This window comes from Nocardia sp. NPDC051833 (assembly GCF_040681225.1).
GTDB lineage: Bacteria > Actinomycetota > Actinomycetes > Mycobacteriales > Mycobacteriaceae > Nocardia.
In genome coordinates, this window is sequence record NZ_JBFAYK010000004.1 from 167,018 (window position 1) to 180,370 (window position 13,353).

15 protein-coding genes and 2 tRNA genes are annotated in these 13,353 nt (G+C 69.9%); 6 read left to right on the top strand and 11 right to left on the bottom strand.

All coding sequences use genetic code 11. The features are described 5' to 3' along the window. Positions 1-65 precede the first annotated feature (65 nt). A complete protein-coding gene (locus tag AB0L91_RS29135) occupies positions 66-686 on the top strand; it encodes a LysE/ArgO family amino acid transporter (protein ID WP_365015565.1) in 621 nt (206 codons plus the stop codon). Positions 687-695: 9 nt separating this feature from the next. On the opposite strand, the gene AB0L91_RS29140 is transcribed toward AB0L91_RS29135, so the two are convergent. The 3 genes from AB0L91_RS29140 to AB0L91_RS29150 form a co-directional block, all read right to left on the bottom strand. After that, complete coding sequence (locus tag AB0L91_RS29140) at positions 696-1,040, bottom strand: hypothetical protein (RefSeq protein WP_365015567.1); 345 nt, start codon at positions 1,038-1,040, stop codon at positions 696-698. Between the two features lie 74 nt (positions 1,041-1,114). Beyond that, positions 1,115-1,744 carry a transglycosylase SLT domain-containing protein gene (locus tag AB0L91_RS29145; RefSeq protein WP_355276867.1) on the bottom strand — a complete coding sequence of 210 codons (630 nt, stop codon included), beginning with the start codon at positions 1,742-1,744 and terminating at the stop codon, positions 1,115-1,117. 618 nt (positions 1,745-2,362) lie between these two features. Beyond that, positions 2,363-2,435 (bottom strand) — tRNA-Lys (locus AB0L91_RS29150). A gap of 353 nt (positions 2,436-2,788) precedes the next feature. Between AB0L91_RS29150 and AB0L91_RS29155 the strand changes: the two genes are divergently transcribed. Beyond that, a complete protein-coding gene (locus AB0L91_RS29155) occupies positions 2,789-3,997 on the top strand; it encodes an Ig-like domain-containing protein (protein WP_365015570.1) in 1,209 nt (402 codons plus the stop codon). A gap of 64 nt (positions 3,998-4,061) precedes the next feature. Here AB0L91_RS29155 and AB0L91_RS29160 read toward each other — a convergent pair whose 3' ends face one another. Further along, positions 4,062-4,415, bottom strand: coding sequence for a hypothetical protein (locus AB0L91_RS29160; protein WP_218720864.1), 354 nt, complete (start codon positions 4,413-4,415; stop codon positions 4,062-4,064). A 108-nt stretch (positions 4,416-4,523) separates the two neighbouring features. Beyond that, on the bottom strand, positions 4,524-4,700 hold the full coding sequence (locus AB0L91_RS29165) for a hypothetical protein (protein WP_355276869.1): 177 nt from the start codon (positions 4,698-4,700) through the stop codon (positions 4,524-4,526). A gap of 25 nt (positions 4,701-4,725) precedes the next feature. On the opposite strand from AB0L91_RS29165, the gene AB0L91_RS29170 reads away from it, so the two are divergent. After that, positions 4,726-5,253 carry a CGNR zinc finger domain-containing protein gene (locus AB0L91_RS29170; protein WP_365015573.1) on the top strand — a complete coding sequence of 176 codons (528 nt, stop codon included), beginning with the start codon at positions 4,726-4,728 and terminating at the stop codon, positions 5,251-5,253. Positions 5,254-5,255: 2 nt separating this feature from the next. Here the strand turns inward: AB0L91_RS29170 and AB0L91_RS29175 are convergent, their stop codons facing one another. The 3 genes from AB0L91_RS29175 to orn all read right to left on the bottom strand — a co-directional run bounded on the left by AB0L91_RS29175 (position 5,256) and on the right by orn (position 7,455). Continuing rightward, positions 5,256-6,566, bottom strand: a complete 1,311-nt coding sequence (locus AB0L91_RS29175) for an FAD-binding oxidoreductase (protein ID WP_365015575.1) — start codon at positions 6,564-6,566, stop codon at positions 5,256-5,258. Between the two features lie 122 nt (positions 6,567-6,688). After that, positions 6,689-6,761, bottom strand: a tRNA-His gene (locus tag AB0L91_RS29180). A 55-nt stretch (positions 6,762-6,816) separates the two neighbouring features. Next, positions 6,817-7,455, bottom strand: a complete 639-nt coding sequence (gene orn / locus AB0L91_RS29185) for an oligoribonuclease (RefSeq protein WP_357348227.1) — start codon at positions 7,453-7,455, stop codon at positions 6,817-6,819. A 102-nt stretch (positions 7,456-7,557) separates the two neighbouring features. Between orn and AB0L91_RS29190 the strand changes: the two genes are divergently transcribed. Next, positions 7,558-9,219 (top strand): helicase HerA-like domain-containing protein, encoded by a 1,662-nt coding sequence (locus tag AB0L91_RS29190; protein WP_365015577.1) that lies wholly within the window; start codon positions 7,558-7,560, stop codon positions 9,217-9,219. A 62-nt stretch (positions 9,220-9,281) separates the two neighbouring features. On the opposite strand, the gene AB0L91_RS29195 is transcribed toward AB0L91_RS29190, so the two are convergent. The 3 genes from AB0L91_RS29195 to cmrA form a co-directional block, all read right to left on the bottom strand. Then, on the bottom strand, positions 9,282-9,614 hold the full coding sequence (locus AB0L91_RS29195) for a hypothetical protein (RefSeq protein ID WP_365015578.1): 333 nt from the start codon (positions 9,612-9,614) through the stop codon (positions 9,282-9,284). Positions 9,615-9,715: 101 nt separating this feature from the next. Beyond that, positions 9,716-11,017 carry an alanine racemase gene (locus AB0L91_RS29200; RefSeq protein WP_365015579.1) on the bottom strand — a complete coding sequence of 434 codons (1,302 nt, stop codon included), beginning with the start codon at positions 11,015-11,017 and terminating at the stop codon, positions 9,716-9,718. Between the two features lie 154 nt (positions 11,018-11,171). Continuing rightward, positions 11,172-11,975, bottom strand: a complete 804-nt coding sequence (cmrA, locus tag AB0L91_RS29205) for a mycolate reductase (RefSeq protein WP_355276883.1) — start codon at positions 11,973-11,975, stop codon at positions 11,172-11,174. A 229-nt stretch (positions 11,976-12,204) separates the two neighbouring features. Here cmrA and AB0L91_RS29210 point away from each other — a divergent pair, with 229 nt between their 5' ends. After that, complete coding sequence (locus AB0L91_RS29210) at positions 12,205-12,843, top strand: phosphotransferase (protein ID WP_365015580.1); 639 nt, start codon at positions 12,205-12,207, stop codon at positions 12,841-12,843. Then, positions 12,725-13,270 carry a phosphotransferase gene (locus tag AB0L91_RS29215; RefSeq protein ID WP_365015582.1) on the top strand — a complete coding sequence of 182 codons (546 nt, stop codon included), beginning with the start codon at positions 12,725-12,727 and terminating at the stop codon, positions 13,268-13,270. The genes AB0L91_RS29210 and AB0L91_RS29215 overlap by 119 nt, the downstream gene beginning before the upstream one ends. Positions 13,271-13,353: the final 83 nt, after the last annotated feature.

Consider the following 13,353-nt stretch of genomic DNA (forward strand, 5'->3'; position numbering starts at 1 on the left):
ATTCTAATGGTAGTGAAGAATCATTAGCTGGTCTGAAAATTGATGGTCTCTTAACGTCGAAAGACGTGACGACATCCTCTGCGGCACTGGCCGCCCTCTCCGGATTGGGCTTCGGGCTCTCGCTCATCGTGGCGATCGGCGCGCAGAACGCGTTCGTGCTGCGCCAAGGTGTGCGCGGGCAGCATGTGCTGCCGGTGATCGCGGTCTGCGCGGCGTCCGACATCGTCCTGATCGCGGCCGGGGTCGCGGGGTTCGGGACCGTCGTCGAGGCCGCGCCCGCGGTGCTGATCGTGGCGCGGTACGCGGGTGCGGCGTTCCTGCTCGGCTATGCCTTGCTGGCGGCGCGACGGGCGCTGAGTTCGTCGGCGCTGATCGCCGAGGCGGCGGGCGCCTCGGTGGCCGTCGGGGCGTCGGTCCTCACCTGCCTGGCGCTGACCTGGCTCAATCCGCACGTCTACCTGGACACCGTGGTGCTGCTCGGCTCCTTCGCCAGTACCTACGCGAGCCCGGATCGCTGGTTCCTGGCCGCGGGCGCGATGCTCGCGAGCGTCGTCTGGTTCCTGGCGCTGGGATACGGCGCGCGCCGTCTGGGGCCGCTGTTCGCGCGGCCGGGCGCGTGGCGGGTGCTCGATTCGCTGATCGCGGTGATCATGTTCGCGCTCGCGATCGGGCTGGTCGTCTCCTGACGGCGCCGCTCAGGACCCGGCGGTCCACGGGGTGACGGGCGGCTTCACCCACAGCAGCTTCTCGTCGGCGTTGGCCCGCACCGCGGCGGCGTGGCCGGGGTTGCGGGCGGCCCAGGCGTCCTTCTGGTCGAGGAGGTCGGCGACCACCTGCCAGGTCTCACCGGTGCTCGGCGGATTGGTGTCGGCGGCCCTGGCCAGTTTGCGCAGCGTGGCCGCGGGCAGGGCGAGCAGTTCGGCACCGCGGATATCGCGATCCCAGACGTAGCCGGCCAGCCGACGGGCCTTGGCGACGCGGCTGGCGGTGGCCGCGTCGGAATGCGCGTGATCGGGTGCCTGATCGGCGCTGTCTGGCACCCGGCGATTCTACGACGAACGCCCGCGCTCCGGTCGGCGATGACCGGGGCGCGGGCGTTCACCCGTCAGCTGGCTCAGTAGGCGCTGTTGACGTTGTCCATCGAGCCGTAGCGGTGCGCCGCGTAGTTGCAGGCCGCCACGATGTTGGACACCGGGTTCCAGACGTCGAAGGGGGTGCCCTCGACGTGGTACGCGGCGAAGGTCGGGTCGATCACCTGGAGCAGGCCCTTGGAGGGGATGCCCATCGCGGCGTTGGAGTCCCACAGGTTGATCGCCTGGGGGTTACCGGTCGACTCGCGCATGATGTTGCGGTGGATGCCCTCGTAGCTGCCGGGGATGCCCTTGGCGGCCATGATGTCGAGGGCCTGGCGGATCCAGCCGTCCAGGTTGTCCGGGTAGACGGGGGCGGCGGGCTCGGGCATCGGGGCCGGAGCGGCCTCGGGAGCGGGCGCGGGGGCCGGAGCGGCCTGCGGCGCGGGGGCCGGGGCGGGGATCGCCTCGACGGCGGGGGCGGCGCCGACGGCGGGGATGCTCTCCGCCTGCTCGACGACCATGGCAGCACGCTCGGGAACGCTGTCGTCGGCGAAGGAGACGGCGGAGGACGCGGCTACGGCGACCAGACCGACCGCGGCGACCGCCACGGTGAACGCCTCACGGCGCGAACGACGGCCGATAACGGTGCTGAGCTTGTCTTTGTTGAGCATTGCTGTTCTGTTCCTTCATCTCTGTCTGGCGACCGCGGGCCCGATGGGGGCGCGGTGGATCGCGCAGCGCGCGCAGCGGCGCACGCCGGTCAGGCGATGTGTTGTTTCTGTCTGTATGGGAATGTGCGACGCTGTAGTGGTCGGACTCGCTCGATGGCGGTCCGCGCGTCGCACGGTGCTCCACAGCTGGCTGCGGGGAGACCACGCGCTGTTCGGTTCTGTGCTCCGGAAGTTGGATACCTCGGGGCTAACCAAACCGCAGGTCTGTTTGTGACCTGATTGCAGAATGGTCACGACGGGTGAACAGAAGGTAAACGGAATCTGAACGGCAAACGCTGCCGATCTTGGTCGGTTCCCCGCGCAGTTGCAGAATCGTTATCTATGCAGGGGGTTTGCCGCCTCGAACGATGTGCCGCGCGTCACAGAAAAAGTTTGCCCAAATCTGGTTTCGGGAGCGTTTGCGCAGCTCCAGCGTGTCCGGATCGGGACTGCTGTGATGTGACGGCCGCTGTCCATGGCATTTCGATAACGACCTCGTGACCGTTACCGAACGGGCGACCCGGACGTAGAAAGACCGCATCCCGGCAGTTTCGGTAACTGCCGGGATGCGGTCTGTTGTGCGCCATCAGGGACTCGAACCCCGAACCCGCTGATTAAGAGTCAGCTGCTCTGCCAATTGAGCTAATGGCGCTTGGTTTGCTCGGACCGCGACTCTGGGAGAGAACCTCTCGGTGTCTCCCTCAGCCCCGCTCTCCGGTGCGGAACAAACATTAACAGGCTTGGGGCCGGAAAGTGAAATCGGGCTCTGACCAGCGGTAACGCGAGGCTCTTCGCGTTGTTAACGGCGGAGGCCCCGCCGCGTATCTAACGATTGTGACTTGGTCGTGTCGCGGGGCCTTTCCCGTTGGTGGCGGCCGGGCGGGCTGGCAGAATGGCGGGACGACGATCTCGTCCGCCCCCGCCGGCGCGGATGGCACGAGCGATAGGCGTCGGTGGGATCTGCGGCGCACACAGTTATTGCGTCGGTACGGAAACGGGGTTGACATGAGTAAGACGCGGGGGCGACATCGGTCGCTGCGGACGATCGTTCCGGTGGCGTTGCTGGCGGTGTTCGCGCTCGGCGCGTCCGCCTGCTCGGCCGCCGAGGGCGCTGGGGTCGAGGTCGCGATCGACCGCAACCCGATCACCGAACTCATCAAGCCGAAGCTGGTGTCGACCATCAAGGACGGGCAGGTCGGCGTCTCGCCCGGCATGCCGATGGCCTTCCAGGTCGAGGACGGCAAGTTCACCGAGGTCACGCTCACGAACAAGGAGGGCCGCGCGGTCGCGGGCCAGCTGGCGGCCGACGGCCGCTCCTGGGCGACCAGTGAGGTGCTCGGTTACGGCAAGACCTACCAGCTGACGGCCTCGGCGATGGGCCTCGGCGGCGTGAACTCGACCACGCTCAGCTTCACCACGAGCTCCCCGAACAGTCAGACCAAGCCGTACCTGCTGCCCGGCGAGGGCGAAGTGGTCGGCATCGGTCAGCCGGTGGCCATCCAGTTCGACGAGAACATCCCCGATCGCCGGGCCGCCCAGGACGCCATCAAGATCACCACCGAGCCCGCGGTCGAGGGCGCCTTCTACTGGGTGAACAACCGCGAAGTGCGGTGGCGCCCAGAGCATTTCTGGGCGCCGGGCACCAAGGTGACCATCGATGTGAACGTCTACGGCAAGGACCTCGGCAAGGGCCTGTTCGGTCAGGACAACATCCACTCGTTCTTCACCGTGGGCGATGCGCAGGTCTTCACCGCCGACGACAACACCCACCAGGTGACGGTGGAGCGCAACGGTCAGGTGATCATGACCATGCCGACCTCGATGGGCAAGGATTCCACGCCCACCGACAACGGCATCTACATCGTCAGCGACCGGCACGAGAAGATCATCATGGACTCCTCGACCTACGGCGTCTCGGTGAACTCGCCGGACGGCTACCGCACCCCGGTCGACTACGCGACGCGAATCTCCTACAGCGGCATCTTCTTCCACTCGGCACCGTGGTCGATCGGGCAGCAGGGCTACTCCAACGCCAGCCACGGCTGCCTGAACCTGAGCCCGGCGAATGCACGATGGGTGTACGAGAACGCCAAGCGTGGTGACATCACGATCATCAAGAACACCGTCGGCGGCACCCTGTCCGGCGTCGACGGCCTCGGCGACTGGAACATCGCGTGGCCGGAATGGAAGGCGGGCAACGCCGACGCCCCCTGATCCACACGACAAACGAAGGGCCACCGGAGATTTCCGGTGGCCCTTCGTTTCGTTGCGGGGTGGGTCAGGCGGGTGTCGGCAGGTCGGCGCAGTCCATCATCGCCTCGCCCGCGACGGCCAGCGCGCTGCCGAGGGCACCGCAGAGGATGCGGCCGCCGAACAGCAGCCGGTCCAGATTGGGCAGGCCGGCCGAGCCGGTGCCGGAGGACCCGGTGGTCTCGACGCCGGTGGTCGAGCCGCTCTGCGCCGAGCCGGACTCGGGCTTGTCGCTGGGCAGGCCGAAATCGCCGGTGGCCGTCGGCGCGGCGGCGACATACGGGGACAGGGGCAGGCCGGGCGACTCGGCCGCCGCGGTCCCCGCGATCGGGCCGAGCGCGGTGGCGGCCGCGAAGGCCGCGACGACGGTGGAACGCTTCATCAAGTGGTCTTTCCGGTCGAACGCTGACGAGATATGCCCCACATCTGGGCAGTGGTCCAGAGTGTAGCGGGCAAACGTGATGTTCGTCATGGCCCTGGTCGGAGAGCCTCAGGCGGTCGCGGCGAGCCCGTCGTCGTGGCCGCGCAGTTCGCCCGAGATGCTGACGCCGGGATCGCCGACGACGACGCGGCGCGCGCCGCACCGGCACCGCTGATAGGCGACGAGGCCCTCGCTGGTGCGGTGGCAGGACTCGATCCGCCAGGTGTGCGTGGGGTGGCTGGTCATGCTTCGAGTCTGATGTAATGGCATTGTGCATTACAACCATTACGGACGGGAGCCGGTGCAGCTCGGCGTCGATCTGCTCAACCGGCCGTGTGTCGACGCGGCGGAGCTGGGCGCGCGCTGCGTGGCGTCGGGACTGGTGCTGTCCACCGCGCCCACCGCCGCCGATCTCGCGTCCGTGACGGCGTTTCTGGCGCGCTGGCGCCGGGTGGTGGACTGCGCCGACCACACCGCGCGCGCCGCCCTGCTGAACACCTTGCTCGGCGAGTACGCCTCGGCGCCTCGGCTGACCGATCACGCGGGCGACGGCTGGCACCTGCATTTCCGCGATCCGGGCGTCCCCACCGACCGGCAGATCGCGGCGCTCATCACCGTCGGCACCGCGCTGCACCTGACCGGGCTCGGCATGGATCGCCTCGGTGGCTGCGCGGCCGAGGGCTGTGCGCGGGTGTACGCCGACACCTCACGCAACGGCAGGCAGCGCTTCTGCAGCCCGGCCTGCGCGAACCGTTCGGCCGTGCGCAGACATCGGGCGAGCCGCGCCGCCGCCCGTTAGCGTCAGCCCAGGACCGGGAAGTTGGCCCGCAGGACGCCGTGCGGGTCGCGATCCTGCTTGAGCTGGCGCAGCCGGTCCAGCGTCGCCGGGTCGAACGCCGCGCTCGCCGATTCGCCGGGCGCCAGGAAGGTGTAGGGCTTGGCGCCGGTGAGGTGCGGGCCGAGCTCGTCGAGGATGGTGGCGAAGCCCGCGGCGACGTCGTCGACCAGATGCGGCAGGCCGAGGCCGAGGAGATAGAGCGCGTAGGGCTCGGTGACCGGACCGCGGGCGCCGTCGTGCGGGCCGGATGCGGCGAGCGCTCCGCCCAGGCCGCGGAGCTGGATGTTGAGCAGCGGCGCCACCGGCGCGTCGATGAGCGTCTTCACCACCGCGTCACCGAGGTCGGTGAGCAGTTCGCCGCGCGAGAGCGACGGACTCGGATCGGTCGGCTCGGCGGTGATGGTGCCGAGCCGGTCGGCCGTCATCGCCGCCCTGGTGTCGACGAGCGCGCCCGGCAGGGCGTCCAGGCCCCGGGTCAGCGCGCGGCCGTCAGCCGGGTCGCCGAGGTAGGCGAAGTCGATCGCGACCGTCGGCGCGGCGCCCGGCAGCTGATAGCGCTGCAGCCACACCGACAGTTCGGCGGGCGCGTCGGTGGTGAGCGCGGTGAACAGCTCGAACGCCTCGTGCGTGCGCTCGGCCGACCAGCTCACCCGGCCGCCGTAGAGCTGGGGCAGCTCGACCAGATCGAACTCGAGCGCGGTGACGATCGCGAAATCGCCACCGCCGCCGCGCAGTGCCCAGAACAGGTCGGGATCGGACGCGGCGTCGACCCGGCGCCGGACGCCGTCGGTGTCGACGATGTCGAACGCGCGGACCGCGTTCGACGCCCAGCCGTGCGCGCGGGCCAGCCAGCCGAAGCCGCCGCCCAGGGTGTAGCCGGTCACGCCGACGACGGGGTTGCTGCCCGCCAGGCCGGACAGCCCGTGCGCCGCCGCGGCGGCCTGCACGCGGCCCCACTGGGCGCCGGACCCCACCCTGGCCCGCCGCGCGGCCGGATCGATCGCGATGTCGTCGAGCGCGCCGGTGCGCAGCAGCACGGCGTCGTCGATGTCGCCGGTGGCGCCGTGGCCGGTCGGCTGGGTCACCACCGTGCGGCCCGCGCCGGCCGCCCAGCGCACGACGGCGGCGATGTCGTCGGCGTCGGCGGCCGTGACGACGGCGCCGACCGACTGGGTCACCGCCACGTTCCACGGCCGGGCGGCCTGCTCGAAGTCCGCGTCACCCGGCAGCAGCACGGTGCCCTGGACGGTGCCGCGCAGTTCGTCGATACCCATGCTCGAAATCCTCACTTCTCTCGGTGGTCCACCGAGTCGACGACGGCGGGGCCGCGAGTGTGACATGAAGGCGCCGGGAATGCGGAAAGCCCGGTCCGTGTGGACCGGGCTTTCTCACTAGGGGTGACTGACGGGACTCGAACCCGCGACAGCCAGGATCACAACCTGGTGCTCTACCAACTGAACTACAGTCACCATCGCCGGTTATTCACCGGCGCGGTAAATAGTAGCCTGTCTCGGCCCTCAGGCCCTAATCGGCTGGTCGTGGGCTTGTTCCGGTGACATCGACGGCCTCGGTGACCGCCTCGGCGACCGCCGCGATCTCCGTGGTGGACGGGCCGGGCAGCGGCACGAACGCGGTGCGGCGGTAGTACTCGAGCTCGCGGATGGATTCCTTGATGTCGGCCAGGGCGCGGTGCGCCAGGCCCTTCTCCGGCTGCCCGAAGTAGATGCGCGGGTACCAGCGGCGGCACAGCTCCTTGATCGAGCTCACGTCGACCATCCGGTAGTGCAGGTGCTCGTCGAGTTCGGGCATGTCGCGGGCGATGAAGCCGCGGTCGGTGGCGATCGAGTTACCGCACAGCGGCACCGTGCGCGCGGTGGGCGCGTACTGGCGGATGTAGTCGAGTACCTCGGCCTGCGCCTGCTCGAGGGTCACGGTGGAGCGCCGAACCTCTTCGGTGAGACCGGATTTCGCGTGCATGTCGGCGACGACCGGGGGCATGCAGGCCAGCGCCGCGTCGTCGGCGTGGATGACGATGTCGACACCGTCACCGAGAATGTTCAGGTCGCTGTCGGTCACGAGCGCGGCGATCTCGATCAGCTTGTCGCTGTCGAGGCGGAGCCCCGTCATCTCGCAATCCATCCAGACCAAGAGTTTGTCTGACACCTGAGCCACCCTAACGGGCGATACAGTTTGCTTGGAATTCCCCGGCAGACGTTTCGAGCATTTCTTGCGTACGGCAGTTGTGACCAGACGGAGGACGCGCGAATGACCACCCCCCAGGAGAAGGCGGCAGCGGCACGCAAGGCGGCCGAGGAGGCGGCGCGGGTCGCCGCGGAGGCCGCCGCGGCCGCGGAAGCCGCCGAGGCGGAAGCCGCCGCGACGAGCGCCGAAGCGGCGCAGGCGCCCGCGGCGTCCGGCGCGGCCGCCGAGATCGCGGCGGGCTACGCCTTCGACGGACCCGCGCTCGAACTCGGCACCGTGATGGTCGACGGTGTCACCGATCCCGCTGCGCGGGTGCGGATTCCGCTGCGGATGATGAACCGGCACGGTCTGGTCGCCGGTGCCACCGGCACCGGCAAGACCAAGACGCTGCAGGGCATCGCCGAGCACCTGTCCCGGGCGGGCGTTCCCGTGGTGATGGCCGATATCAAGGGCGACCTGTCCGGCCTGAGCGAACCGGGCCAGACCAATGACAAGATCACCGCGCGGGCCGCCGAGACCGGGGCCACCGACTGGGCGCCCAGCGGCTTCCCCACCGAGTTCGTCTCGCTCGGCACCGGCGGCATCGGCGTGCCGATCCGGGCGACCATCTCCTCGTTCGGCCCGATCCTGCTCAGCAAGGTGCTCGGCCTCAACGACACCCAGGAATCCACGCTCGGCCTGATCTTCCACTGGGCCGACCAGCGCGGCCTCGCCCTGCTGGATCTCAAGGACCTGCGCGCGGTGATCACCCATCTGACCAGCCCGGAGGGCAAGGAAGACCTCAAGGGCATCGGCGGCGTCTCGGCGCAGACGGCGGGGGTGATCCTGCGCGCCCTGGTGAACCTGGAGGCCGAGGGCGGCGACACGTTCTTCGGCGAACCCGAACTCGATCCGGCCGATCTGCTGCGCACCGCGGGCGGCCAGGGCGTGATCACACTGTTCGAGCTCGGCCAGCAGGCGGCGCGTCCGGTGCTGTTCTCCACCTTCCTGATGTGGGTGCTCGCCGATCTGTTCCAGACGCTGCCCGAGGTGGGCGACGTCGACAAGCCCAAGCTGGTCTTCATCTTCGACGAGGCGCACCTGCTCTTCGCCGAGGCGTCCAAGGCGTTCCTGCAGCAGGTCGAGCAGACGGTGAAGCTGATCCGGTCCAAGGGCGTCGGCGTGTTCTTCTGCACCCAGCTGCCCACCGACATCCCGAATCCGGTGCTGTCCCAGCTCGGCGCGCGCATCCAGCACGCGCTGCGCGCGTTCACCCCCGACGATCAGAAGGCGCTGTCGAAGACGGTGCGGACCTATCCCAAGTCGACGGTGTACGACCTGGAGGAGGCACTGACCTCGCTGGGCACCGGCGAGGCCGTGGTCACCGTGCTCTCGGAGAAGGGCGCGCCGACCCCGGTGGCCTGGACCAAGATCGCGCCGCCGCGCTCGCTGATGGACACCATCGGCGACGAGGCGATCAAGTCCAAGGCCCTGTCGAGTCCGCTGCAGGGCAAGTACGGACAGAGCATCGATCGCGAATCGGCCTACGAGATGCTGCTGGCGAGTGTGGCCGCCGCCGATCCGGCCCCCGAGGCGCCGCGGGCGCCGGGACGGGCACAGCCGGAAGAGGATTCGGCGGCCGAGCGGATCATGAAGAACCCGGCGGTGAAGAGCTTCCTGCGCTCGGCGGCCAGTGCGGCGGGCCGGGAGATCAGCCGCAGCATCTTCGGCACGCGGCGGCGCTAGCGAGCACCGGTCATCGCACGGCCGGTGGTCGTCCCCGGTCGTGCGATGCGGGGCGATGGGTCTCAGCTGCTGCCGAACCAGCCCCAGGGGAACCAGTTGTGGTAGCCGCCGCCGCGGCCACGGTCACAGTATTCCCAGTTGCGGTCGTACCGGTGGTCGCGGCCGTACCAGTCGTTGTCACAGCGGTAGCCGCGGTCGCGGTCGCAGTACTCCCAGCCGCGGTGGTTCCAGTCGTCGCAGCGCGGATACTCGGTCTGCACCACGCCGGGGGTGACGGCGGGCGCGGCGATGGCGGGTGCCGCCACCGTCAGCGGAAGGGTGAGGGTCGCACCCACTACCGCGAGACCCAGGAACAGTCGGCGCCTGCCTGCCTGATGTGTCGTGTCGGTCTTCATGGCTGCCTCGTCGGTCGGATTTGTTCGATTTCCCCGACATGTCCGATCCTAGGCTCGGTACGGGCGTCGCCACCAGCCCCTGACGGCGCCCGATGCCCGGTTCAGCCGAGTTCACGCATCAGCAGATCGGCCGTCGTCTCCCGGCGCCGGAGCTGCTGGACGCGGCCCTCGGCGACGGCGACGATCGGCGGTCTGCCGACGGTGCTGTAGGTCGAGGCCAGCCCGTGGTGGTACGCGCCGGTGCACGGCAGCGCGAGCACTTCGCCGGGACGCAGATCGGCGGGCAGCCGTACCTCGGTGGCGATGAGTTCGCCGGATTCGCTGTGCCTGCCCGCGATCGACGCCGTCAGCTGCGCGCCGGTGGGATGCCGGTTGACCACCAGCGCGCCACCCTGCCCGCGGCACTGCCCACCGCAGCTGCCGCCGTCGACGATCACGCGATGCCCGCCCTCGGCCGTCTCGGTGATCGAGAGCACCCGGTACAGCGTGACGCCTGCCCTGGCGACGATCGCGCGGCCCGGTTCCATGGTGATCGCGGGGCGGGGGAAGCGGTGCCGGGCACAGGCGGCGTCGAGCGCGTCGTCGAGGATGTCGGCGAGTTCGCGCAGGTTCAGTTCGGCGTCGCCGCTGCGGTAGGCCACCGCGTGCCCGCCGCCGATGTCGAGGTGAGTCAGCAGCATGCCGTATTCGTTGTCGATCCAGGCCAGCTCGCCGACCATCCGGCGGATGGCCTCGCCGTAGTGGTCCGGATTGTGGATCTGCGCTCCCAGGTGGCAGTGCAGGCCGATGAGCTGGAGATTCGGCTGGGTCGCGATCCGGGCGACCGCGGTCTCGAACGAATCGCTGCCGAGCGGGAAGCCGAACTGCGGGCCGCCGGGCACATCGATCCCGGTGGCGACGCGCAGCAGGATCTGCTGGGGCGCGGTGGCCAGCGCGGCCAGCAGGGTGATCTCGGTGAGTGACCCGACGACGATGCGGCCGACGCCGCAGCCGACGGCGGTCTTCAGCTCGTCGAAGGTCTTGCCGTTGCCGTGCAGCACGATCCGGCGCGGCTCGACGCCTGCGGCCAGCGCGACCGACAGCTCACCCGCGGACCCGACCTGCACCGACAGGCCCTCCTCGACGACCCAGCGCGCCACCGCGCCCACCATCAGCGCGGTGCCCGCGTAGACGATCTCGGCATCGGGGAAGTGCTTGCGGTAGGCGCGGCAGCGCTCGCGCACCTCGGCCTCGTCGACCACGTGCACGGGGGTGCCGAACTCGTCGGCGAGATCGGCGAGGGCGACCGTGCCGAGGGTGATCCGGCCGTCCTGGTCGTAGTGGGTGTCGGCCGGCCAGACAGCGGGGTCGAGCCGCGGCACGGTGGTCGCGCGCAACGACGGGAAGATGTCGAGCAACGTCACGGTGGTCTCCTGGGGACGCCCCCGCGTTCCGATGGCGGGGCCGATTCCAGGACTACGCCGTGCGTGGGCCGCTGAACTCGGTATTGACGAGTCCTTGACCACCCGGGCGGAGTTCCTGACGGGTTGCTGACACGGGCGACCCGTCAGGGGGCGATCAGCCGCCCAGCTTCTTGTAGAACGCGCCGGCGATCGGGGCGGTCACCGCGCGCGGACCGTAGTTCCCCGCGACGCTCATGCCCTTGCTGATCAGGCCGGGCACGATGCGCATCTTGTTGCGGGCCAGCGCGTCGATGGAGACCTTGGCGGTGTACTCGGAGGAGACCCAGAGGAAGTCGGGGACCATCCTGTCCACGATCGAGGCGTCCTCGGGCGCCGGGGTCTCGGTGCGCACCGGGCCGGGCGCCAGCAGGGTGACGTTGACGCCGGTGCCCTTGAGCTCGCCGCGCAGCGACTCGGAGAAGGTGTTGGCGAACGCCTTGGACGCGGCGTAGGTGGCGTTGTTCGGGATGGGCATGTTGCCCGCGGCCGAGCCGCTGATCAGGATGCCGCCCGCCTTGCGCTCGATCATGCCCGGCAGCACGGCCAGGGTCAGGTCGTGCACGGCGGTCGCGTTGAGTTCCATCTGCGCGCGCTCGTAGGCGAAGTCCAGCTCGGCGACCGGGCCGAAGGTGGCGATGCCGGCGTTGTTGCACAGGACCGCGATATCGCGCACGGCGAGTTCGTCGACCAGGCTCGCCCGCTGGGTCCGGTCGGCGAGGTCGACCGCGCGCACCTCGGCGGTGATCCCGTGCGCCAGCGTCAGCCGCTGGGCCAGTTCGGTGAGGATCTCACCACGCCGCGCGACCAGGATCAGCGAGTAACCGCGTCCGGCCAGTTCGGCGGCCAGCGCGGTGCCGATTCCGGAGGACGCGCCGGTGACGACGGCACGATTGTCTGCAGTGGGGGAGGGCAAGCTCACACGGGGAGCTTAGGGGATCGGTTCCGGCCGGGCGGTGGCCACGTCGCGCACCGAGCTCAGTCGATCGGGTCGCCGTGGCCCTACGCTGACCCTGCCATGACGACCGAATCGCCGAACCGCTGTGCCGATCCCGAAGCGCCGCGCACCCTCGAGCCGCCGCGCACTCTCGTCTTCCGGCCGGATCCGCCGATCGGCGGTGGCCGTGATGGCTGAACACCAGGTGTTCGGAATGGGCGATGAGTCGTCCGCCGCGCCGACCTGGCCGTCGCCGACCGAGGACGAGATCGCCGGGCCCGTCGAGGCGACCTGGGGCGGAGCCGAGCCCGTCGAGATCGTGTGGCGCAGTGCGCGTCCGCTGTCGTCGACGGTGGGCGTGCGATTGGGCGACGGGGCCATGGTCGTGGTGAAGCGGCTGCCGCTGCACCTCCGTGACCTGGCCGCGCTCGCCGAGGAACACAGGTTCATGGCGCACCTGCGCGCCGGGGGCATCCCGGTGCCCGAAGTCCGGGCAACTCTCGGCGCTCGGCCGGTCGGTGGCGCGTCCGGCTTCGTCTACGAAGTCCAGCGGGCGGGGGTGGGCGAGGACCGGTATCGCGCCGACTTCTCCTGGACGCCGTACCGTGACACCGCCGATGCGGCGGCCGCCGGGGCGATGATGGCCCGGATGCACCTGGCCGCAGCGGGTTTCGACGCTCCGGCGCGACCGGCTCGGCCCCTGGTCGCCGGCCTGCACGGCGACGACGTCGCGCGTGCCTTCGAGTGGCACATCGGCCGTCGCCCGTTTCCTGGCCGATCGGGACTGGCGGGCCGAAATCCCGGATCTGCGCGTCGATCTCACCGGTGTCGCTCCACTGTGGACACACGGTGACTGGCACGCGACCAATCTGCTCTGGACGGACTCCGAGGTCACCTCGGTCTTCGACTTCGGCCTGGCCGACCGCACGACGGCCGTCTTCGACCTCGCCACCGCGATCGAACGCGCTGCGGTGGACTGGGTGTCGCTGCGGGACGGTGGGCCTGCCCACGTCCGCGCGGAGCAGGTGCGCGCGCTGCTCGAGGGCTACCGATCCGAGCGGCCGCTGGCGGCCGCCGAACAGGTGCTGCTCGCCGACCTCCTCCCGCTGGTCCATCTCGGCTACGAGCTGTCGGAGATCGACTACTTCCTGAGTGTCGCCGCCGAGCCGCGCAATGCCGAGATCGCCTACCGTGACTGGCTGCTCGGCCATCTGTCCTGGTTCCAGACCTCGGACGGACGTGCCTTGCGCGCCCTCGTGCGCGACACGGCCGCCGGTTAGCGATCCGCGCCTATCGTCGTGGACGCAGAACACCGCCCCGCACACCGGATGCGAGTTCGGTGTACGGGGCGGTGCGGCGATCG

Bases quoted from the DNA above. Each gene is read 5' to 3' on its own strand.
- AB0L91_RS29145 (WP_355276867.1), bottom strand. From the start codon at position 1,744: ATGCTCAACAAAGACAAGCTCAGCACCGTTATCGGCCGTCGTTCGCGC.
- AB0L91_RS29195 (WP_365015578.1), bottom strand. From the start codon at position 9,614: ATGAAGACCGACACGACACATCAGGCAGGCAGGCGCCGACTGTTCCTG.
- AB0L91_RS29165 (WP_355276869.1), bottom strand. From the start codon at position 4,700: ATGACCAGCCACCCCACGCACACCTGGCGGATCGAGTCCTGCCACCGC.
- AB0L91_RS29175 (WP_365015575.1), bottom strand. From the start codon at position 6,566: ATGGGTATCGACGAACTGCGCGGCACCGTCCAGGGCACCGTGCTGCTG.
- AB0L91_RS29190 (WP_365015577.1), top strand. From the start codon at position 7,558: ATGACCACCCCCCAGGAGAAGGCGGCAGCGGCACGCAAGGCGGCCGAG.
- AB0L91_RS29155 (WP_365015570.1), top strand. From the start codon at position 2,789: ATGAGTAAGACGCGGGGGCGACATCGGTCGCTGCGGACGATCGTTCCG.
- AB0L91_RS29210 (WP_365015580.1), top strand. From the start codon at position 12,205: ATGGGCGATGAGTCGTCCGCCGCGCCGACCTGGCCGTCGCCGACCGAG.
- AB0L91_RS29160 (WP_218720864.1), bottom strand. From the start codon at position 4,415: ATGAAGCGTTCCACCGTCGTCGCGGCCTTCGCGGCCGCCACCGCGCTC.